16 protein-coding genes and 1 pseudogene are annotated in these 20,402 nt (G+C 44.2%); 8 read left to right on the top strand and 9 right to left on the bottom strand.

Annotation, left to right across the window (positions count from 1 at the left end):
- Positions 1 to 441: 441 nt before the first annotated feature.
- Positions 442 to 1,971 carry a hypothetical protein gene (locus L1286_RS03000; RefSeq protein WP_235405438.1) on the bottom strand — a complete coding sequence of 510 codons (1,530 nt, stop codon included), beginning with the start codon at positions 1,969 to 1,971 and terminating at the stop codon, positions 442 to 444.
- A 248-nt stretch (positions 1,972 to 2,219) separates the two neighbouring features.
- On the opposite strand from L1286_RS03000, the gene L1286_RS24210 reads away from it, so the two are divergent.
- Positions 2,220 to 4,526 (top strand): methyl-accepting chemotaxis protein, encoded by a 2,307-nt coding sequence (locus tag L1286_RS24210; RefSeq protein WP_235405437.1) that lies wholly within the window; start codon positions 2,220 to 2,222, stop codon positions 4,524 to 4,526.
- A 10-nt stretch (positions 4,527 to 4,536) separates the two neighbouring features.
- Here L1286_RS24210 and L1286_RS02990 read toward each other — a convergent pair whose 3' ends face one another.
- Positions 4,537 to 5,229 carry an SOS response-associated peptidase family protein gene (locus tag L1286_RS02990; protein ID WP_235405436.1) on the bottom strand — a complete coding sequence of 231 codons (693 nt, stop codon included), beginning with the start codon at positions 5,227 to 5,229 and terminating at the stop codon, positions 4,537 to 4,539.
- A gap of 147 nt (positions 5,230 to 5,376) precedes the next feature.
- Between L1286_RS02990 and imuA the strand changes: the two genes are divergently transcribed.
- The 6 genes and pseudogenes from imuA to L1286_RS02960 all read left to right on the top strand — a co-directional run.
- Positions 5,377 to 6,078 (top strand): translesion DNA synthesis-associated protein ImuA, encoded by a 702-nt coding sequence (imuA, locus tag L1286_RS02985; protein ID WP_235405435.1) that lies wholly within the window; start codon positions 5,377 to 5,379, stop codon positions 6,076 to 6,078.
- A 3-nt stretch (positions 6,079 to 6,081) separates the two neighbouring features.
- Positions 6,082 to 7,497: a Y-family DNA polymerase gene (locus tag L1286_RS02980; protein WP_235405434.1), complete on the top strand. Its 1,416-nt coding sequence runs from the start codon at positions 6,082 to 6,084 to the stop codon at positions 7,495 to 7,497.
- Complete coding sequence (locus L1286_RS02975) at positions 7,497 to 10,565, top strand: error-prone DNA polymerase (protein WP_235405433.1); 3,069 nt, start codon at positions 7,497 to 7,499, stop codon at positions 10,563 to 10,565. Before L1286_RS02980 ends, L1286_RS02975 begins: the two co-directional genes overlap by 1 nt.
- A gap of 441 nt (positions 10,566 to 11,006) precedes the next feature.
- Positions 11,007 to 11,213, top strand: a complete 207-nt coding sequence (locus tag L1286_RS02970; RefSeq protein WP_235405432.1) for a hypothetical protein — start codon at positions 11,007 to 11,009, stop codon at positions 11,211 to 11,213.
- 40 nt (positions 11,214 to 11,253) lie between these two features.
- Positions 11,254 to 11,406, top strand: a complete 153-nt coding sequence (locus L1286_RS02965; RefSeq protein ID WP_235405431.1) for a hypothetical protein — start codon at positions 11,254 to 11,256, stop codon at positions 11,404 to 11,406.
- A 237-nt stretch (positions 11,407 to 11,643) separates the two neighbouring features.
- Positions 11,644 to 11,877 (top strand): annotated as a pseudogene (locus L1286_RS02960) (ATP-binding protein); the annotation flags it as partial.
- A 28-nt stretch (positions 11,878 to 11,905) separates the two neighbouring features.
- Here the strand turns inward: L1286_RS02960 and L1286_RS02955 are convergent.
- The 3 genes from L1286_RS02955 to L1286_RS24205 all read right to left on the bottom strand — a co-directional run bounded on the left by L1286_RS02955 (position 11,906) and on the right by L1286_RS24205 (position 15,038).
- Positions 11,906 to 12,568, bottom strand: a complete 663-nt coding sequence (locus L1286_RS02955) for a hypothetical protein (protein WP_235405429.1) — start codon at positions 12,566 to 12,568, stop codon at positions 11,906 to 11,908.
- 93 nt (positions 12,569 to 12,661) lie between these two features.
- Positions 12,662 to 13,849, bottom strand: a complete 1,188-nt coding sequence (locus tag L1286_RS02950; protein WP_235405428.1) for a GGDEF domain-containing protein — start codon at positions 13,847 to 13,849, stop codon at positions 12,662 to 12,664.
- A 151-nt stretch (positions 13,850 to 14,000) separates the two neighbouring features.
- Positions 14,001 to 15,038: a GGDEF domain-containing protein gene (locus L1286_RS24205; protein ID WP_235405427.1), complete on the bottom strand. Its 1,038-nt coding sequence runs from the start codon at positions 15,036 to 15,038 to the stop codon at positions 14,001 to 14,003.
- A 197-nt stretch (positions 15,039 to 15,235) separates the two neighbouring features.
- Between L1286_RS24205 and L1286_RS02940 the strand changes: the two genes are divergently transcribed.
- The gene (locus L1286_RS02940; RefSeq protein ID WP_235405426.1) at positions 15,236 to 15,706 is read left to right on the top strand and encodes a hypothetical protein; all 471 of its coding nucleotides are present in this window, start codon (positions 15,236 to 15,238) and stop codon (positions 15,704 to 15,706) included.
- Positions 15,707 to 15,711: 5 nt separating this feature from the next.
- Here L1286_RS02940 and L1286_RS02935 read toward each other — a convergent pair whose 3' ends face one another.
- The 4 genes from L1286_RS02935 to L1286_RS02920 form a co-directional block, all read right to left on the bottom strand.
- Positions 15,712 to 16,242 (bottom strand): methylated-DNA--[protein]-cysteine S-methyltransferase, encoded by a 531-nt coding sequence (locus L1286_RS02935; RefSeq protein ID WP_235405425.1) that lies wholly within the window; start codon positions 16,240 to 16,242, stop codon positions 15,712 to 15,714.
- Positions 16,239 to 17,645, bottom strand: coding sequence for a DNA-3-methyladenine glycosylase 2 family protein (locus L1286_RS02930; protein ID WP_235405424.1), 1,407 nt, complete (start codon positions 17,643 to 17,645; stop codon positions 16,239 to 16,241). Before L1286_RS02930 ends, L1286_RS02935 begins: the two co-directional genes overlap by 4 nt.
- A 164-nt stretch (positions 17,646 to 17,809) precedes the next feature.
- Positions 17,810 to 19,183 carry a nicotinate phosphoribosyltransferase gene (locus tag L1286_RS02925; protein ID WP_235405423.1) on the bottom strand — a complete coding sequence of 458 codons (1,374 nt, stop codon included), beginning with the start codon at positions 19,181 to 19,183 and terminating at the stop codon, positions 17,810 to 17,812.
- Positions 19,184 to 19,241: 58 nt separating this feature from the next.
- A complete protein-coding gene (locus L1286_RS02920) occupies positions 19,242 to 20,303 on the bottom strand; it encodes a bifunctional nicotinamide-nucleotide adenylyltransferase/Nudix hydroxylase (RefSeq protein ID WP_235405422.1) in 1,062 nt (353 codons plus the stop codon).
- Between the last annotated feature and the right edge of the window lie 99 nt (positions 20,304 to 20,402).

The following is a 20,402-nucleotide window of genomic DNA, read 5'->3' as shown; positions in this document are numbered from 1 at the left end:
CAGTGTATTATTAGCATCATTAAATGCGTTTGTGTGATTGTTTTAAGTCTATGAAATGTAGTTGGTTTATGATTTTATTTATAATTGCATACTTTTGCTTAATTTGTACTAAGTTTGCTTGAACTTGTACCCGAACTTAGCTATTTTTAGCGCGTAAATGTATTTTCCGCATATATTTACTGACTATCTAATTCATAGGGTGTGGTTTTCGTAGAAAGCTGTTTATTGTTGATTAAATTTAAATAGTAAAAGCAGAGGGTACCCCCGTATTTGGGTGTATAAATTTTGCGAAAACAGCATTTATGTGGATAGGTGTGGGGGGCACCACACAGAAAGCAGTGTCATGCTCTACACATTTGAAATTTGCATGAAAAAAGCGGAGCCAATTGCTCCGCTTTTTTTTCTGCCTACCTGCGTTAGGGCACTTAGATGCACAGGCCTTTAATCGATCGGCGGTTGCCAATACTTCAGAGAGAAATTATCTATCGTCACCGTAGCGGGTGCGCTACTAAACGATCGCACTCTAACCAGTAAGCGATGGAGTGGTTTGTGGGGATTCAATGAATAGAGTTTATTAACTTGGTAGCTACCCTTACCGAGTGTTCGCGCTTCGCAAAATGAGTCTTTTGTGCCTGTTCTGTAGTACACATCGGTGCATACTTGCAAGGGCTTCCCAAAAGTGGCTTCGGTAATATTAAGATCTAGCTGAGTTTGTATTTGTGTGGCAAAGCGGCTATCACTCCATGGGAAAAAATATGAATGACTTGCTTGTCGCCACGGAGAAAGCGCGAGCGTCAGGCCTTGCGAGTCGTTAAATTGCCCATTGTTTTCAAGGTTGATGGAGACTTCTGCAGGATAACGTGTCGTGAAATCAATGAGGCCTGATTCATAGTTATTATACGCTTGGTAGAAAGCGCCATTCGAGCGCGTCTGCGCAGTATAAACATTGACTGCTTCAATCAATATCGAACGTGTGGCTTCAATGTCAAAGTACATTGATGATATGCCTGATGTATCGTAATCATCACTGAAATCAAGCATTAATGGTACGGTTTCACGCGCGTTGGCTGTCAGTGTCAATGTGTTGTATCGGCTACTTGTATTAGCTTGTCCAACCAGCTCGCGCATAAAGTAGGCTTGACCAGTAAGCTGAACGTCAACGGGTTCGTCACTGGGGTTATGCAACTGTAATTGCGTGACAATATAATTGGGGGTTGTGTGCACAATGGGCAGGTTATTCAGTTCAAATTTAGAACGATATCGGCCTTGATGGTCTGCCTTGATTTGTAAACTGGGGATGTTTTGGTCTGAGTGTTCATTTGTTAGGATGATATTGCCGCTAAAATACTGTTGCAGCTGCTCAATCGTTGTTGGTGCTGTGTCATCCATTAAGAAGTGTTGGACCACTGTATCGCGGCGCTCTGAATTGGTCGTAAGCTGGGCCTCGATGTTGTCAAAAAGTACGGGCATCTCATCTAATAAATGCATGCTCCAGTAAGCTGTTACCTGCTTAATATGCTTTTGGCTAGGTAATGTTGTTGCAACGTCGAATGAATGAACACTATCAGGCTGTTGGCTAATTTTATCTGCCTCAGAAGTATATACTTGCACTTGACTACCATCTTCAAACTCGACGATTAAAGCGGTGTAGAGGGGGGTGATACCTTGATAATGTGATTGTTGAATGTTTGGCAGCTTGACATCAAAACTGACTGTAAACTGCGTTGGGTTCGCTAACGTGGTGTTGAGTTCAAAAGCGCGTTTTATTTCGAAGTGGCTGAGTGCACTGACCTTTAAACTATAACTGTCGGAGATAGGATCCACATTGGTTTGTACCACCTCTGTGACATCACCGTCATTGACCTCTACATTGTCAATTGAGTGTTCAAAATCTAGTTTTTCGATGACCTGCGCCTGTCCTTGAGCGGCAAAAATACTCGATAATATTAATATCAAAGACTTAATTTTCATATTCCTTTCCTTAATTAGTTGTATTTTTCTATTTATTTGTCGGTAGTGTGAATAATTTATTGAGCATTATTTTTATGCTTCTCATCAATTAATAGTTTTGTATGGGTTTTTAAGGTTGTTTTTTGTTCTCTTATAGACAAATAATTAAAAGTCAGAAATTGCATGCTAAGAGATTTAGTACTGCGTCGTGCGCTTGATGTTGACAACATTGTAAGTGGTGATCATTAAACAGGTAATTAGGAGTTGAAGTGCAGTTAAAAACACGTTTGAGCATTGTCTCAATATTACTTGCGGTGGTGCCTTTATTGATAGCGTGCTTTGCAATTGGCTTGATCGCTTATCAAGAAGGTGAAGCTGCGGTGTCTAAAGAGGTTGAGAATAACCTGATATCGAGACGAAATGCGATGCAAAATCAAGTAGAAGGTTATTTCGAGACGATGCAGTCACAGGCGATCACGTTAGCACATTCAACCATGGTGATAGATGCAGCCAACGCCTTTAATGCCGCATATAATAACATTGGGCCTGTCAATGAAAGCGAACTAACAGCATTAAAAAGCTATTATCAGGCGCAATTCCAACCTGTTTTAACCGATAAAAGCCCCCAGCAAAAGGGAGAGGCAATTCGGTTATTTTCCCAGCTATCTGATCGCGCAAAATCACTGCAGGCAAAGTATATTGCTGATAATCCGCATCCACTCGGTAACAAAGATCAGTTGTTAACCTCTTCGCATAAAAATCAATATGATACGGTCCATAGTAAGTACCATGGGGCGTTACGTGATTTTCAATCACAGTTTGGTTTTTATGACATCTTTATTGTGAATCCTGAAGGCGAGGTTGTGTACTCAGTATTTAAAGAAGTGGACTTTGCGACGTCTCTCACACAAGGCCCGTTTAGTGATTCAGGTTTAGCTCGGGCCTTTGAAGTTGCAAGTCGACAAACGATACGTCAAGGAAACTTTATTGACTTTGCGCCTTATCTGCCATCATACAATGCCGCAGCTGGTTTTATTAGCTCCGCAATTGTAAAGAATGGGACGTTATTGGGAGTACTTGTATTCCAACTTCCAATTGATGAAATCAATAAAATGCTGACGTTTTCAGGGCAGTGGAAAGCACAAGGGCTAGGTGAGTCAGGTGAGATATATGTGGTGAATCAATCGCGAAAATTACTGACCAACAGCCGTTTTTTTGTTGAAGACAAAGGGCAATTTTTAGCTATGCTCTCGGCACATAATGTTTCGTCCGAGACAATTGCTCAAATAAAGCAGCAAGATACCACGGTGGGTATTTTAGAAGTAGACTCACCAGGTACACGGGCTGCACTCAAAGGAGAGTCGGGGGTTGCCATATTCGATGATTATCGCTCGGTGGCTGTTGCTTCCGCTTATGCCCCTTTAAGTATTGAGGGGTTAAACTGGGCGATTGTTAGCGAAGTGGACTACGCAGAAGCCTTCGCGATGATTTCATCTTTGAAGTTATCGATTATGCAATCAGCATTGGTATTTATTTTAATTGCCGGGGTGTTAGCGACACTGATCGGTATATTTATTGCGACCAGAGTCACACAACCAATTTTAGCGGCCAGTAACGCAATCAGAGACATCGCGGATAATAATGACTTTCGTTTGCGTGCGCCAGAGAAAGGGGATGCCGAGATCCGTGAATTAAGTGAGTCGGTGAATCGATTGGTTGGGCGTTTACAAGGCAATTTTAGTGACATGCTCGGCAGTGCGCATACGCTAAAAGAAATGTCTATCCTATTGTCAGAGCGCATGGGTGCATTGATCAGTACTGTTAATCAACAATCCTTAGATTGTGAGCAATCAGCTGCAGCAGGGGCGCAGATGCAGCAAGCTGTGCAGGAAGTGGCAAATAGTGCACTGAAAACCTCAGAACAAACCCAACAAGTAAATAGCTTGACCGATAATACCAATGACTTGGTTGCACAATGTGCGATGATCTCTCAACAACTGGCCTCCGAAATGGATTCTGTGGGGGAGATGATGGCCGTTTTATCTAATCAAAGTGCCAAAATTGGCAGTGTGCTAGATGTGATCCAATCTGTTGCTGAACAGACAAACTTATTGGCATTGAATGCGGCGATTGAAGCTGCACGAGCGGGAGAGGCCGGACGAGGGTTTGCCGTTGTTGCTGATGAAGTGCGTGGCCTTGCGATACGCACGCAAAAGGCGACAGGTGAGATAGAAGATATGATTAAACGCCTGCAATCGGGCGTCCAGAAGGCGCAAGGTCGAGTTAAACAGAGTCAATCTCAAAGTGTCAGTAATGCCGATACGTCTGAACAAGCAAAGGCTTCACTGGATGATGTCACCGAAGCCATCTCGCAAATTGCGGCAATGAATACACAGGTGGCCGCGGCGTCAAAGCAGCAATCTGATACAGTATTACAAATTAGCCATTCAATTTCTGCAATAAGCCAGGAGGCCAGTAACAACCTGTCTCGTGGCAGAGAAATTGATGAGCGGGCTGCACAGCTAGAGCAATTGGCAATCGAGCTGGATGGGATTTTAACCCACTACCGAGTGTAACGTACGTGCATTAATCATGTATTAAAACATGTGAATGTGCGATGGGGTTGTGGCAACTTGGTTTGTCAATTTTTTGTACTGTAAGAGTTTGATACAGATGAGGTACCAATAAATGCGTAAATTCAGCTACTTCGTGGTGCCTATCATCTAACCAGCTATTCAATAATTCAGGGTCTTGCGGAAGCATCATTGGGCTTGCCTTGTCGTGGTAAGGGCGGAGTTTAGGGTGCGGTGGTAGTGTAATTACTGAGCAAGAAAGCACGGACTTACCGGAGATAGGGTGTTGCCAGTGTTTGTATAACCCTGCTAAACACAGCGCATTATTTTTTGCGATAAAGTCATGGTAGTGCAAGGGCTTGCCATTTTGGAACTGGGTTTCTCCAAACCCTTTCACAACAATAATACAGCGGCTATATCTGAATGGCCTGTAGGCTGCACTGCTTTGCACATGAAGTTTGTCGTATCGGCTGTTGAAAGAGGTGTATTTGGAGGGTTTAAACCCACACTGGGTTTGCGTCAGTAATAGCCACCATATTGCACTACTGATACGGCGTTTACCGTGATCCTGATGGACGATACTGATGGTATCTGTGGCACGTTTAAAGCGACCAAAATGAACGTGCTCATGCGGGTGCTTGATGCCTAAATCGAGTAAGATCTGGATTACGAAAGGGTCGTCAGTAATATTGAGTCTGCCACACATTTTACACCTCCAAGTTACTCCAAGTATTGACCATGTCTCTCTTTAATACAGCTTGCTACAGCGACTTTGAACGATCACGCGTAGATCATGCTTGCACTTTTGATTTTGATCTATAATACTGTATATGTATACAGTAAAGTGTGTGTTATGGCCAATTTAATTGATTTTTTACAGCATCAGAACCTAGTGTGGCAGGGGACAGAAAATGCGCCGGTTTCTCGTCAGGCATATGAAACCGTCAGCACAGGATTTGACGATCTTGATAAGCAGTTGCGTGGCGGGCTTCCAAAGCAAGGTGTTGTGGATATTCAAAGTCAAGCAGGCATTGGTGAGCTCCGGTTATTATTGCCTTACCTACGTGGACAAACTCGAATGTGTGCGGTTATTCACCCCCCAGCACAGCTGAATGCGCATGCGCTTTTCCATCAAGGGGTCGACACTGGGCGGTTTTTAGTTATCACGCCTAATTCGCCACAAGAGGCTCTGTGGGCTGCGGAGCAGTGCTTAAAAAGTGGTGCTTGCGACAGCGTTTTATTATGGCATGGTGATTTAGAAATACATCAAGTTAAACGCTTACAACTGGCCGCACAAACCGGACAGGGACTAATTTGTCTATTGCGCAGCGATATCAAGCAGTCAGCTTCTCTTCCCGTATGCTTGAGTTTAAAGTTGATGCCGCATGATCTGGGCTTAACAGTGCAGATTACCAAGCGCCGTGGAGGATGGGCCAAACCTGATTTTATTTTGGATATGTCGTCGAATTGGCCTGAATTGACATCACAAAGTAAGGCCTCGAAAAGTGCGCAGGTGGTGACGATAGCGCAGGCTTTGCAGCAAGCAAATAGGTGAGTTATGGCATTGTGGCTTTATTTGCATTTCCCGCAATTACAATTAGACAGTCTGTATCATGACCGTTCATTACAGCAACCTACAATTATTGTGGCGGGTCGTGGTCATTCAGTTGTACAACTGAATTTCGAGGCTCATCAGGCGGGTATTCGGTTGGATATGGGACTGGGAGCCGCCGCGGCCACGTGTTCGTCATTATGTGTGCACGAATATGATAAAGCGCAAACTGCGCAACGTTTGGTCGAGCTCGCGCAGTGGCTATATTTAAGCACTGCGGAGATCCATCTATCAGGCGCTTGTGGTTTGTTGCTCAAGGTCTCAGGCATGTTAACGATGTATCGTGACATTACAGAATATTGGCAAACGATACAGGCTCGGTTACATGTACAAAATGTATGCTATCACTTTAGTCTTGGTTACTCTCCTTTAGCAGCGCAATTACTTGCAGAAGCTCAATTTGATATGCTTTGTGCAGATCGTGAGCGTTTAGAGTATCACCTTGGACGATTACCTATCAGTGCGTTAGCACTGCCCAATAAACAGCTGCAAGGATTAGTGCGGGTTGGTATAAAGTCGCTACAGGCATTGTTAGCGATCCCTATGCTTGAATTAGGTAAACGTTTTGATACTGAGTTGGTACATTATGTTGGACGGTTAAGGGGAAAATTACATCACCCTGTGACGTTTTATCAGCCCCCAGAAGTTTTTGAAAGGCAATTGACATTGTTATATGAATTGGAAAACTTAGACTGGGTAGCAAAGCCGTTGTTAAAGCTTCTGATCCAACTAGAACAGTTTTTAAAATTGCGTAATAAGCTGACGAAGTCAATTCAGTTTACATTAGTACAGCGAGATTGTGAGGCCTTGCATTTAGACATCGGCAGTGCCGAAGGTGAATACCGTGCTGATAAGTGGCAGGGTTTATGCCTGTTGGTCCTTGAAAGAACTCAGCTCGCTGCACCATTACAGAGTATTGCTTTGTCGGTGACGGAGTTTTGCGAACCTGACGAAATAGGCTCAGATCTATTTAGCGAGCGTTGTGGGACAATGACTGCAGCAGGACTCGTGGCAGTGCTGCAGGCAAAGCTCGGTACGCAAGCGGTGCAAGGTATCGAGCCTCGTCCCGATGCTCGTCCCGAGTTAGCAACATCACAGTGCCCCCCTTTGACCTCTAGAGCCAGTAGCACTGCATCATTAAGGCCAACGCCGATGCTGCGACCCAACTTATTACTGCCTCAGATTTTACCACTTCAACAGCCTGTTACCTTGGTACACGGGCCGGAGCGTATTTGTACTGGCTGGTGGGATGGTCATGAAATAGAGCGAGACTATTTTATTGCTCAAGATGGATCTAAACGTTGGTTGTGGGTATTTAGAGATAGGTTGCAGCATTGGTATTTGCACGGGGTGTTTAGTTGATGCAATATGCCGAGCTATTTTGCCAGAGTAACTTTTCTTTTCTGCATGGCGCCTCCCGACCTGAAGAGTTGGTTAGGCAAGCGCATTTTTTGGGTTATTCAGCTTTGGCAATCACAGATGAATGTTCGCTAGCTGGAGTAGTAAGAGCGCACTCTCTGATCAAAAGTGAACAACTGGGTATCAAGCTGATAATTGGTAGCTTACTTCGCTTTGAAGACCTAGAAGTCGTTCTAATCTGTCCTGACCATGCAGCTTATAGTGAGTTATGCCGAGTGATCAGCAATGCGCGGCGTCGCAGTAGCAAAGGAAGCTATACACTTGAAAAGTGGGATCTAATGTCATTGCGTCACTGCTTTATAATTTGGCTGCCAGCAGGCAACAAAATAGATGGTGATTGGGGAAAGTGGTTATCACGTTATCATTATGCGCGCACATGGATTGGTATACAACGGCGGCTTGATAATCAAGATAAACGTTATGTTGCTCACTGTGAAGTACACGCAAAACTATGGAACCTACCCATTTGTGCTGTAGGGGGAGTACTCATGCACTCACCAACCCGGTTGCGTTTGCAGCATACGCTTACCGCGATTAGTCATAATCAAGCCGTGGACCAGATTAAGTCGCACTTGCTGGCAAACAGCGAGCGCGCGATGCGCCCCAAAGTTAAATTAGAAAAGCTGTTTCAACCGAGCTGGCTGGATGAATCACAGCGCATTGCGAAACGTTGCGCATTTGATTTAGATGAACTGCGGTATCAATACCCAAGTGAGCTGGTACCAGCAGAACAAACAGCCATGCAGTATTTACGTGTTTTGGTTGAGCAAGGTAAGCGCCTGCGGTTTCCTGATGGGGTTCCGAAAGAAATCGAAAACACCATCGAGAAAGAGCTAAGTTTAATTGAGGAGCTTGATTACCCTTACTTTTTTTTGACAATTTATGACATCGTCATGTTTGCCAAAAGCCGGGGAATTTTGTATCAAGGGCGTGGTTCCGCTGCCAACTCCGTGGTTTGTTATTGTTTAGAGATTACCGCAGTCGATCCGCGTCAGGTGGCGGTTTTATTTGAGCGCTTTATTAGTAAAGAACGCAATGAACCCCCTGATATTGACGTAGACTTTGAGCATCAAAGGCGCGAAGAAGTCATTCAGTATATTTATCAAAAGTATGGGCGCAAGCGTGCAGCCCTTGCGGCAACCGTGATTACATATCGTTTTAAAAGTGCAGTGCGTGACATAGGTAAAGCATTGGGCATTGCTCAGTCTCAACTTGAGTATTTTATTAAAAATGTAAATCGGCGTGATCGGAGCTTGAATTGGCAGGCGCAAATTGTTGAGCTAGGTTTGGAGCCAGACTCTATGAAGGGGCAACAGTTTATTGAACTGGTCAATGAAGTAATGGGGTTTCCTCGTCACCTTTCACAGCATGTGGGTGGGTTTGTGATCTCGGCAGGGCCTTTACATGACTTAGTGCCTGTCGAAAATGCCGCGATGGCAGAACGTACCGTGATCCAATGGGACAAAGACGATTTAGAAAGCCTCAAGTTACTTAAAGTGGATGTACTTGCGCTTGGTATGCTAACGGCAATACGTAAAGCATTTGATATGGTTATGCGACACACTGGGAGAGCGTTAAGTCTCGCTGATTTAACGCGCATGCAGGATGATCCCGATGTCTACAGAATGATCCAAAAAGCGGATACTGTTGGGGTGTTTCAAATTGAATCGCGCGCGCAAATGAGCATGTTGCCCCGTTTGAAACCTGCATGCTACTACGATTTAGTGATTCAAATTGCGATAGTGCGTCCAGGACCTATTCAAGGAGATATGGTACACCCATTTTTAAAGCGCCGAAATGGTGAGGAAGAAATCGCATATCCCTCTGATGACGTGAAAGCGGTGTTAGAACGTACATTGGGAGTCCCCATTTTTCAAGAGCAGGTTATTAAATTGGCGATGGTCGCGGCGGGGTTTTCTGGTGGTGAGGCTGATCAACTTCGTCGTGCTATGGCCTCTTGGAAAAAGTCAGGCGAGCTGATGCAGTTTAGAGACAAGCTCTTGAAGGGGATGGCTGAGCGGGGGTATGACAGCGCATTTGCCAAGCGTATTTTTGAGCAGATTTGCGGCTTTGGTGAATACGGGTTTCCAGAAAGCCATTCAGCCTCTTTTGCTGTACTAGCTTATGCTTCATCATGGTTAAAATACTATTATCCCGCCATGTTTGTTACGGCATTACTGAACAGTTTACCAATGGGGTTTTACAGTGCTTCACAGTTGCTACAGGATGTGCAGCAGCATCAAGTAATGGTGCTCCCTGTATGTGTTAATCATTCAGAGTATGACCATCTTGTTTGTCGTTATCAGAATGAATGGGCCATTCGATTGGGCTTTCGTCTCATCAAAGGGTTTAATCAGAAAATGGCTGCGCGGATAGTGTCGCAACGGCCGGAGCAGGGTTATCAGCGTGTGCAGTGTTTGAGAGAGGCTGGTATTGATAAGGGTACATTAGAGCGACTTGCTTCTGCAAATGCATTACAAAGCTTCAGTGGTGATAGGTACTCAGCCCGCTGGCAAATCATGAACAGTGAAGCAAATCTGCCATTATTTAATGGAAAGCAACTAGCACAAGTGCAACATACTCAGACACCTGATGTGTTTGCTGATCTTATAGAAGATTACACGGCAACAGGTGTGACCTTAAAAAAACACCCGATCACCCTATTAGACGAAGCGGACTTGTTAGAACCGTTTACCCGTATGAATGAACTGGCGGGTAAAACACATAAGAGTTTGGTCACGGTGGTAGGGGTCGTCACGGGGCGGCAGGCACCAGGCACCGCTGCGGGTGTGACATTTTTTACCCTAGAGGATGACACGGGCAATATCAATGTGGTGGTATGGGCTGGCACGGCAAAAGCACAAAAACAAGCATATCTGGGCGCCAAACTGTTGCGTGTAAAAGGCATTGTCGAAAAAGAAGGGGAGGTTATCCACGTCATTGCTGGGCGACTGATTGATGAAAGCGCGCTACTACAAGGGTTTAATAATAAGTCTCGTCACTTTCATTAACGCAGATCAATCTGTTGATATGGCACCAAAGTGAGATTCTTTTCAATATATTGTACGTTATCCATACTGGATGAGAGTATTCGTTGTATCAATGCGATCCATCTTTGAATTGGGTACATTAGACGTACTTCGCCAGCGTGTTTACTGTCAGTTGGCCATTGCGCCTTGAGAGAAGTTGACGCCCTTTGCGTATACTCTGACTAACCTGAGGTGGCCCGCAATATTACGCATAAAAGAGACATGATGACTAACACCATAGAAGAGTTCGCGCATTGTGTTGAATATGTCGCTGCGCCTGTGAGTGGGGCTAATATCGCGTCAATGATTTACTCACCTACTGACCTTCGATAATAAAATGCTCGGCTTTGTCATTGTACAAAACTTCGCAAAAAGTACTTTTAGTAACCATGACGTACAAATGCGAACTATACTGCTATCGCGTTGGCAAATGCCGAGCCTGTTGAAAAGCGAGAGTTGATTTTTGCACAACTCAAAAAGGCTCATAACACCCTCAAGCAAACACAAGCACAATTTGTACAACAAGAGAAAAAAGCTGGATTGGGACGCTTGGTCTTTGGCGTTGCCCATGTGAGCAACACACCTTCGGGGAGCAGTATTACAGCGAGTTTTCATGGGTTAAGGAACTAAAAGCATGTCAGCAGCTATTTGAAGAGAACAGATTGATAAAATGCTATCTGCAATTATTTTAGAGAGTATGGGAGAGTGTATGCCGTTGCTGGAGTCTAATTTCTCCAGAACCGCTCAACTAGTTAGGAATTTTAAGCAAGTGGCCGTTGACCAAACCATTGAAAAGCGTGGTGATATCAAATTAAGCCTCTAATTAGAAGACATACTCACTAGTTTAAAACCGAAATGGAAGCACACCAACATTGAGGTTGCGACGGATTTTCCTACTGAGGACGTGGTATCAACTTACTCAGGGGCCATTGCTCAAAGACTGACAAACTTGATTGAAAATGCGGTGAGCCATGAGTTTTCTCAAGGTAAAAGAGAAGGCTGTCTTCATATTCAGTTGACAGCAAGTGCTGACAAAGTGGAATGACGGTTTTCAGACGATGGAGTCGGTATGAGCAAAGAAACTAAGCGTAAAGTCTTTGAGCCATTCTATACCTCCTGTCGCAATGCTGGTGGAACGAGGTTTGGTATGCACATTGTTTACAATATCGTAACGCAAAAACTAGGTGGAGAAATACACTGTCACGGTGTCCTAGACGAGGGGCCCGTACATCATTACCCTGCCTCGAAAAATCGTGAAAAGACAGTAAAGGCATTGTGGGCTAATCCGCATTAACCCTGCTTGCCTTTGCTGTTCGTTGTGATTATTGATAGGCTTCAGTATCAAAATAAAGCTGTTTTAAAGTACCGCAATTCACAAACTTGTAAATCAATTCAGAGACTTTTGGCACGCGACTGGATGTTTTGAACCTCTGCATGCAGGCACTGGTTAAATCTACAAAAATCAAATGATTAAAGCTTGGTGTCTGAGTGATTTGATGTACATAAATTCGCTCAGTCTTATTGAGCTCTATGCTGTCGTATTCCTGCCATTGCCCAGACGGTTTGAGATCTTTCATCTTTCTGGAGTAAAGTTTGTCGCTAAATACGATACTTCGTTCTGTGTAGACCTTAAATCCGTCTTTTTTATAGTGCCCTTCATAAACATCAGCCACAACGGTGATTTCTTCACCGCGTTCTAAGCGTTGTAAATTAAACGGTTTCGGCTTGATAGTAATGAGTTCAGAGTCGCGCACGAGATTCAAAAATGCCACATCTGGGTTGTCTATTTTGTAAACGATTTGAATGTCGCCTGGTAACTTATAAGAGGGGAAGTTGGTGGCATAAATTTTCGAGCCGCGATTCATGAGCACCATGCCATGTTCGCCTTGGTAGGCTGGGTTAAGAGGCGGAAGCTCTTTTTTTTCTTCTGCGAGGGCGAAACAGCTGAAAGTAAGTAATAACATCAGTAAATATATGTGCTTCATAAAATGTCCTTTGCTAGGCTGAGCATGGCCTGAGTATAGCAATAGATAGGTACTATGCTATCTATTGCCCTGGAAATGGCTGATTTTTGTCGATTAATCACTCACGTTATTGCGGCCCTTTTTCTTGGCACGGTAGAGCGCAATATCAGCGGTTTTAATGACGTCTTCAAATTTTTGTTTGGCTTGGCGCGACGCAATACCGATCGAAACGGTGACATTGACGACTTTTCTATCCGCGGGGGGGTTACTTCGTCGAGACTGCTTAGATTGCCGATTTTGTTGTCGAATAATCATATCGTAATTGGCAATGTCTTCGCGAAGTTGCTCCAGCGCATTCAACGCGATATCGGAGGTTTTGCTTGGGAATACCACCGTGAACTCCTCACCACCATAGCGGAAAACTTTGCCTCCACTTTTTACTTTGGTGAGTTTAGAGGCAACCAGTTTTAACACTTGATCTCCAATATCATGGCCATAGGTATCATTAAACTTTTTAAAGTGATCAATATCTAGCATCGCTACGGTGTATTTGCGTCCAAGTGACAGTGAGAGTTGATTCAAAGCTCTTCTGGTTGGTAACCCCGTTAAGTCATCTCGATACGCTAAGAAATAGCCATCGATGGAGACGGTTACTAGATAGACCAATGCGACGATAACAACCACCATATCAAGCGGCAGCGCTAACCAATTTAATTGAATGCCAAGCCACAGCATAAAACTGCTAAACAGTGTTGCGCGCGTAAGGCACTTCTGTGTGAGGCTGCGCCAAAAAAGTAACATACCAATTAACCATAGTGGCGCATGAAAAGTCACATATGGCGTAAGCTGGTTTGCGTAAGGGTTGTTTGCCAGCCATGTATTCACCGTGGCTTGGGATATGAGCCAAAAGTGCGCACTAACCCCAACTGCGCAGAGCATCACTAGACGTGATAGTAAATGTCTAGAAAGCAACGCTTTGTCTTTCATTAAAGACATTAGCCAAAGCGTAATAGCACCACAAAGTAATTGCCAAGAAGCGTTATTATCGAGCCAATCTGACCAAGGGAGCGTGTACGCTTGCGAGGCGAAAAGTGTGGTCCAGAGTAAGCACACTAGTGCGAGTCGGCTGCGATTAAACTGTGCTGCAAATCCAGCAGCAAAGAGTAAAATTGGAAGGGTAAGTTGACTGATTGTCGTGCTGTAGTGTTGCCAATTCGATTGAAAGTGGAGGGCGCCAAGCAAACAGACCGCAAGGCCAAAAGTGCAGCCCAAAGTGGTTTTAACGCCTTCAAATTTATACAACAATTATCTCCAAAAGGTGATGATTTAACATGTTTTTTAACATTGTAATTTGGTCACACCAAAATTGCTACAAGAGTTTCGATGCTAAGTGGCAGGGAGCACTGCCTATTCGTGTAGGTCATCTCGCATAGGGGTGGTGTGCACTGGACAATTAGGCTGCAACGTCTTCGATTATATCGCGATTCAGATTATACCAGCATGCTCGGTCTCTGCCTCGTTGCTTTGCTGCATACAATGCTTTATCAGCACAACTCATCCATTTGGTTTGCGTGAGATTATCGTCTGTTGCACAGATACCTAGACTGACGGTTACCGGGTGGTCTTTAATGAGTGAAGATGTCCTGATGGCAGCCCTTAACTTTTCTGCGACTTTTTCAGCCGTTTCTACTGTTGTGTTTGGCAGCAGTATGACAAACTCTTCTCCGCCTACTCTGAAAAGTAGATCGCTTTCGCGTATCTGTGTATTTATCCCCGAAGCTAAGCGTATCAGAACTTCATCTCCTTTAGCATGACCGTATAAGTCGTTTATTTGTTTGAAGTGGTCTACGTCAATCATAATGAGCGTTGAGTCATTGTGATAGTGGAGTTTGTTGGCCAATGCATCTTTTAAAAATAGGTTCAACTGGCGACGGTTAAGGGCACCTGTTAATGCATCTTTACTGGATTCTTCCTTTAGTAATTCATGTAATGAGTCTATGTGTCGAAGAAGAAGGTTTACGACGGTAATGGTCATCAGTAGAGCAAAAAATAATCGCATTGCATCAGCAACTTGGTAGTTGAGCAAAACATAAATGGTTGCGCTCAAAAGGAGCGGTAGGTTGAAAACAATCGCGGTTTTTATTGGAAATAAAAAACTCATAATTATACTAACAGGGAAAACCCAAAAAATCGTACCATCTCCAAGGGTAAAGAGGGACAAAGTGACCGCAAGGATGGCTAAAGAGGCCACGATATGCTCATTAATTGGCAATTTTCTGCCTCTGAGCAGGGCATAGGAGTCAACACTAAATGTTAAGACGAACAAACTAATTGCGGTGGCAAGCGGGTATTCACCAATGATGAAGTTTTTTATCGCAAGGGGAGAAAACACTGCGAGTATGATCAGAGTGACAGCTGGGAAAACTTTTCCTTTTTTGCCAAAATACGTACTTAACCTTATAGGGTCATTTGGGCCATCATAAAAAGACACGTAATACTATCCAATTCATAAACTATATCTCTTTCATTGTATAAATATATATAATTTATTCCTATATTAAAGGTTTTTTGTGTTAATTATTTGATAACAGGGTGTTCTTTGGTTGGATTGGAAGTGCTAAATTCAGTCTTGTGTCTCATTAGAAGATGATTTAATTAGTTTGATAAGAAAGACTTGAGGAGCAATTTGTGAAGTATAAGGAACAAGTCATATGGATAGGTGCTTTGGTACTTTTTTTTAGTATTTACTCAAAATCAGCCGCTTTTACGTGGACAACATTACCTGAATCAAACGAAGTTGAACAACCTGAGGCACGTGATCGGACTTATATACTTAAAATGTCGGGCGTTAGAGATCAGGCACTGGCGTATGAATGGGCAGTGACTATACAACAGGCTTTTGAATCAAGCCAAGGCCGCAATACCTTAGCTGCGACAAAGTGTTTAACACCTGTGGTACGGGTGGTACAAAAGCTTACTCCAAATCAGGGTTTGCAGCCATGGTTTGTTGTTGAAATAGCCTTTGCTAAAACTAAAAGAGAATTGGCTCAAGCACAGCGACTGCTGAAAGATAGACTTACAGGCAATCAACAGTCGTTTATTTTATTAGCCTCCAAACAAGATCTAGAGGGAGTCGAAGTGCGCTGCCAGCGTCGTTGATAGGGTCACTGTAAAAACTCAGTTTTAGCTTGACGCGTTTTGATTAGTTCAGCCAATTCTTGGGTAGTTGGTTTGGCATTTACAATGCCCTCATGCGCAAGTAGCCACTGTTTTCTGATCACGCCGCCGGCATAGCCTGTCATTTTACCATTGGCGCCAATTACGCGGTGGCAAGGTACAATCAAAGTAATTGGGTTACGGCCATTAGCTCCCCCGACAGCTCGTACTGCCTTGGGGTTATTAAGCTGCTCGGCCAGCTCTAGGTAAGTCATACTTTCACCAAATGGAATATCCGTGAGCGCCTGCCACACTTGTTTCTGAAACGGAGTGCCTTGCCAGTCTAGCGCCAAGTCGAATTGTGTGAGACGACCTGAAAAATATGCATCGAGCTGCTTATTACATTCTCTAAGTAGTGCACTTGAGTGTGTTTGGGAGATCTGCTCACCGCAGAAAATCAACTGGCGTATGCCAACTTCTGAGGCTTTTATTTCTATTAAGCCAAGTGGGCTTTGAAAGTAATCTGTGTACAGGTTCATAGTTGACTCCATAGCTGAAAAGTAAGGTAACTGCGCCACGGAGATGCTAAGTCAGGTAACAATGTGTGCGCTGATTGTGAAGAAGTAGCCGATGACGTTTCGGGTGGTGCAATGTGTGCTTTGAGTGCTTTCATAACGCCTAAATCTGAGCCTAAAAAGATATCAGGGTCGCTTTGACCACGCATTTTTGCATAGGCTACCGTCCAAGGGCCAATCCCCTTGATTGCTAGCCAATCATCGGGGGTTTCAGGCGCCTTGGCGTCACAGAAATACTGCGCGAATCGGATTAAGGTTTGCCTGCGAGAGTCTGGCATTTTTAAAAAAGAGAGTTCGTTGCGGGCAATGGCTTCTGGCGTTGGGAAATATCGCCCATTCGGTGCCGCTTCACCCAATGTAGATACCAGTTGGCACACCAAATTTCTGGCTGCTTGAACGGAGACTTGCTGGCCTAAGATCGCTCTGATCCCTGCTTCAAATAACGCCCATACACCTGGTAAACGAAGCCCTTGAGTCAGCTGAATGTGAGTTGGTAATGTGCGTGTTAAATCTTGTTCTATCTGAACTAAATCAGCATCTAAGTCCAGTATTCGGCGAATATTATTTACCACAGGCTTGAGTACTTTTAGTTCATCTAATTGGATTTCTACTTCAAAGCAATGCTGCTCTTCAAGGTGGGTTGCAGTAAACTGCCCAGCTATGCCTTGCCAAGTTATCGTTCTCCCATAGCTATTGGGGGTGATCCACTCTAACCCTTCAATCAGTCTTGCAGACAAAAATTGCTGCATTTGATACCAGTTAAATGGTGGCCGATAATACAGTTTCAGTACGACTTTTGAGTTAACGGTCTTTTTTTGCTTTCGCATTTGCGTTGGGGTGAGCTTGAGCTGATCTTTGAAGCAATCATTAAAACGTCGTATGCTGTCAAAGCCGCTCGCCAGTGCTACCTCGGTAATGGGTAAGCTCGTCTGGTGGAGTAATTTTTTGGCAAATAAGCATTGCTGGTAGAGCGCATAGGCTTTTGGTGAAACACCTAGGTGCTGATTAAAAAGTTTTCGTAAATAGCGATCACTCACCCCTAGCCTTTTGGAAAGTTCGGATAAGGAACTGTGTTGTAATGCACCTTGGTTAATCAGTTTAATGGCTCTATCTAACGTTGCCCCCACGCCTTGCCAAGCGGGGGAGTCTGGTGCACTGTCTGGCCGGCACCTAAGACATGGTCGATAACCTGATTGGGCTGCAAGCAGTGCACTGGTGAAATATTCCACATTTTCTTCTTTTGGGGGATGTGCCGGGCATACGGTGCGGCAGTATATCCCGGTGGTTTTCACCGCGATAAAAAATTTACCATCGAATCTGGCATCCCTTGAAAGGCGTGCTTTTTGACAAACTTGGCTATCTAACATTTCAGTCAATCCTACTTCATGAATAGACTTATTATATCGGACGTCAATCGCCCTACTAGCCAGATCCGGAACTGGCTGTTGAGATAGTATTTATGAATTGAAGGTTGATGGCAAGTGACCAATGGTGGTTTACTCTATACACCATTGGTCGTGGTAAGTGTGCGTTATGACAGATTTGCTTTGATTTCGTCAAAACTTTGCTCAATCAGCAAATGCCCATTTTTGAATACGGTCTGGAGCAAGTTTTCTCGGTAGCCTAAGTCACTTTCACGGACAGTTTTTATGCCTTTTTGCTTATCCGCAACCACCGCTAAACGGCCTTTTTTACTGCGCTTTCCATGATCGGTAATTGGGTCTTTAAATACGTCACGCCATAGACCTTTTACTTTTACTGCACTGGCCTTCATTGCAAATTGCATGGTGTCTCTATCTATTTTTTGCAACAATGCGCCTCCCATACCAAAGGCAATGTTCTCTGCACTGAGCTGTTTACTTTGCATGGCCTGTAAAATTTCACCAATCGCAACCTCATCAATGCCGTCGCCTTGGATCACCCGCACGCAATCGGGTAAAACACGATATCCCTTGCTGTTAATCCGGTATCCAAACTTTGCCATTAATTTTTCTATCGTGGTGGTAACCACTTTGACCGGCTCGCCACTGTCGGGGCGTATCACTAGGGTGCCACCGCTGCACTCCACTTGCGCTTTTAGCGCTTCACCCCAAAGGTTATCAATCGCATGCCAAAGATCATAAGAATCACTGACAACAGCGACCAGCTTACCCGGCCCTGAAAACTGTTTGAGCATATTTTCATACGCCAGCTTTTCACCCTCTTTACCCCAAGCGGTAATGGTACTGTGCTCAGCTGCCGGAATTGAAAAACCTGGCATACTTGCGCCATAGTAGCGTCTTGCTGCTACAATTGCACTGAGTGTGTCGGTGCCCATAAAGTTAAGTAAATGCGCAGCGCCGCCAATCGAAGCCGCTTCTTCAGTCGTGGCCCCTCTTGCGCCAAAGTCATGGAGTTTAAACTCTAACCCATCTAATGAGTCGGCCGTCTTTTGCATATATTCCCGAATCACTTGTTTACAGTGATAAGAAACCGTTGCAACGGTGGTTGGATACCAAATTGCTCGCAGTAATGCTGTTTCTACATAGCTGGTTAGCCATGCGCATTTGGGGTCGGTATTAATAACCTGTACTAGGGCATTGCTGATGGGGACGACGGAGCCCTCTGGTAGTGCTTGGATTTTGATGGGCAGCAAGCCGCCATGTTTATTTACAATATGTCGCCAACCCGACTCATGGAAGGGCACACCATGTAACTCTAAAATTTCTTTGGCCTCATCCACATCAGCGTGAGTCAAAGGGGTAGTAAGGTAAGATTTAATAAACATTTGCAAACCAAAAAAGACGGCCTTTTGGTAGTGACCTCCACGAGGTTCGATATAACTAGAAACTTGACTCGTGCCTTCAGGGTATTGCTTAAAGTGCGATGCTTTGTAGCTATCTGCGTTTAAAATAATGTGGTTCATGATGGAGTTCCTCCTATCGTACTGTGCAGCGGGTCTATCCCATTGCATGTTGGGTACATTACATACCGGTTAATTCTTGAATTATGAAATAGTGATCTTCAAATAATTTACAGGGTTCTAATTCCGCTAGTGGCACCCACATGGCATGTTTTGCATCATCAGAACCTTTCACTTTTGGCAATGCCTTATTTGGCTCTAAATCAAAATAAAAAGCATGTGTGATGGTTCTGCCACGAGCTGAGCGATGAGGGTCATCAAACACTTGCTGATGCCTAATTGACCCTTTTAAAACTGGGACTGGTACTTTGAGTTTGGTTTCTTCTTTTAATTCTCTTAAACAGGCATCTAGGAGTTTTTCACTGCCGTTAATAAACCCCCCCGGTAGTGCCCACAAACCTTGACCAGGTTTTGCTTTTCGCTCAATCAACAATATGTGACCACTTTGTACTACTACCGCGTCTACGGTGACGAATGTAGGCGGATACGGTGCATTTTGCCATGCCAGACGGTATTTTTCGATGAAATTATGTTCACTTTGGATTGCTTGATAGTCTTCAGTGTTAATGAATTGGTTCAGCATTTTCCTTACAAACGCAGGCAGTTTCTGGTTATGCGCGCTGTCTAAAAATTCAGCGCCTTGAGTTGAAAAAATTTCTTGCCTGAGCGGTGTTGCAGAAATTTGCTGAAAATTATCAACAGGTACCGATCCCCATTGAGGAAACATATTTAAATAATAGGAAGACTGGTCTTTGCTGTGTCCAATCAAACCAACCGTGGCTGGTTTATGTGGCATTCTATGGTGTGCTGTGATGAGACCCTTCACGGTTGTTTGTACATTACGAACCCATGCATCGTCATTGTATACGGTATCCATCAATGGGGCGATATGCACGCGGGCGTTTTCATCCTGCGTCAGTGAGCCGCGGATCATCAATTCTCGCTCGGCGCTTGTCCAAGGATTTCTAACGGTTCTCGGTTGATGTGCTGACCCACATAAAATAATAAGATGTTGAGCGCGTTTTAGCCCTTCTTTGACCACGGCCAAGTGACCTTGGTGAAAAGGCTGAAAACGGCCAATGAATACGAGAAAATCGTATCTTTGATCGTGTGACATTGTCATAGCAGCAAACCCCTTGCTGTTTTTATTGAGCGCTAAGCAGGTCTATCCCGCAAGCGCTTATGGATATCTAATGGTTCCCATTAGATATCCAATAATGTG

The organism is Pseudoalteromonas sp. SMS1, assembly GCF_021530565.1.
GTDB lineage: Bacteria > Pseudomonadota > Gammaproteobacteria > Enterobacterales > Alteromonadaceae > Pseudoalteromonas.
Note: the sequence above shows the minus strand (reverse complement) of the source record. Positions and strands in the feature narration are given on the sequence as shown.

Coding starts and splice junctions, on each gene's coding strand:
- L1286_RS02980 (WP_235405434.1), top strand. CDS start 6,082: ATGGCATTGTGGCTTTATTTGCATTTCCCGCAATTACAATTAGACAGT.
- L1286_RS02955 (WP_235405429.1), bottom strand. CDS start 12,568: ATGAAGCACATATATTTACTGATGTTATTACTTACTTTCAGCTGTTTC.
- L1286_RS02935 (WP_235405425.1), bottom strand. CDS start 16,242: ATGAACCTGTACACAGATTACTTTCAAAGCCCACTTGGCTTAATAGAA.
- L1286_RS03000 (WP_235405438.1), bottom strand. CDS start 1,971: ATGAAAATTAAGTCTTTGATATTAATATTATCGAGTATTTTTGCCGCT.
- L1286_RS02975 (WP_235405433.1), top strand. CDS start 7,497: ATGCAATATGCCGAGCTATTTTGCCAGAGTAACTTTTCTTTTCTGCAT.
- L1286_RS02965 (WP_235405431.1), top strand. CDS start 11,254: ATGCTATCTGCAATTATTTTAGAGAGTATGGGAGAGTGTATGCCGTTG.
- L1286_RS02990 (WP_235405436.1), bottom strand. CDS start 5,229: ATGTGTGGCAGACTCAATATTACTGACGACCCTTTCGTAATCCAGATC.
- imuA (WP_235405435.1), top strand. CDS start 5,377: ATGGCCAATTTAATTGATTTTTTACAGCATCAGAACCTAGTGTGGCAG.
- L1286_RS02925 (WP_235405423.1), bottom strand. CDS start 19,183: ATGAACCACATTATTTTAAACGCAGATAGCTACAAAGCATCGCACTTT.
- L1286_RS02930 (WP_235405424.1), bottom strand. CDS start 17,645: ATGTTAGATAGCCAAGTTTGTCAAAAAGCACGCCTTTCAAGGGATGCC.
- L1286_RS02920 (WP_235405422.1), bottom strand. CDS start 20,303: ATGACAATGTCACACGATCAAAGATACGATTTTCTCGTATTCATTGGC.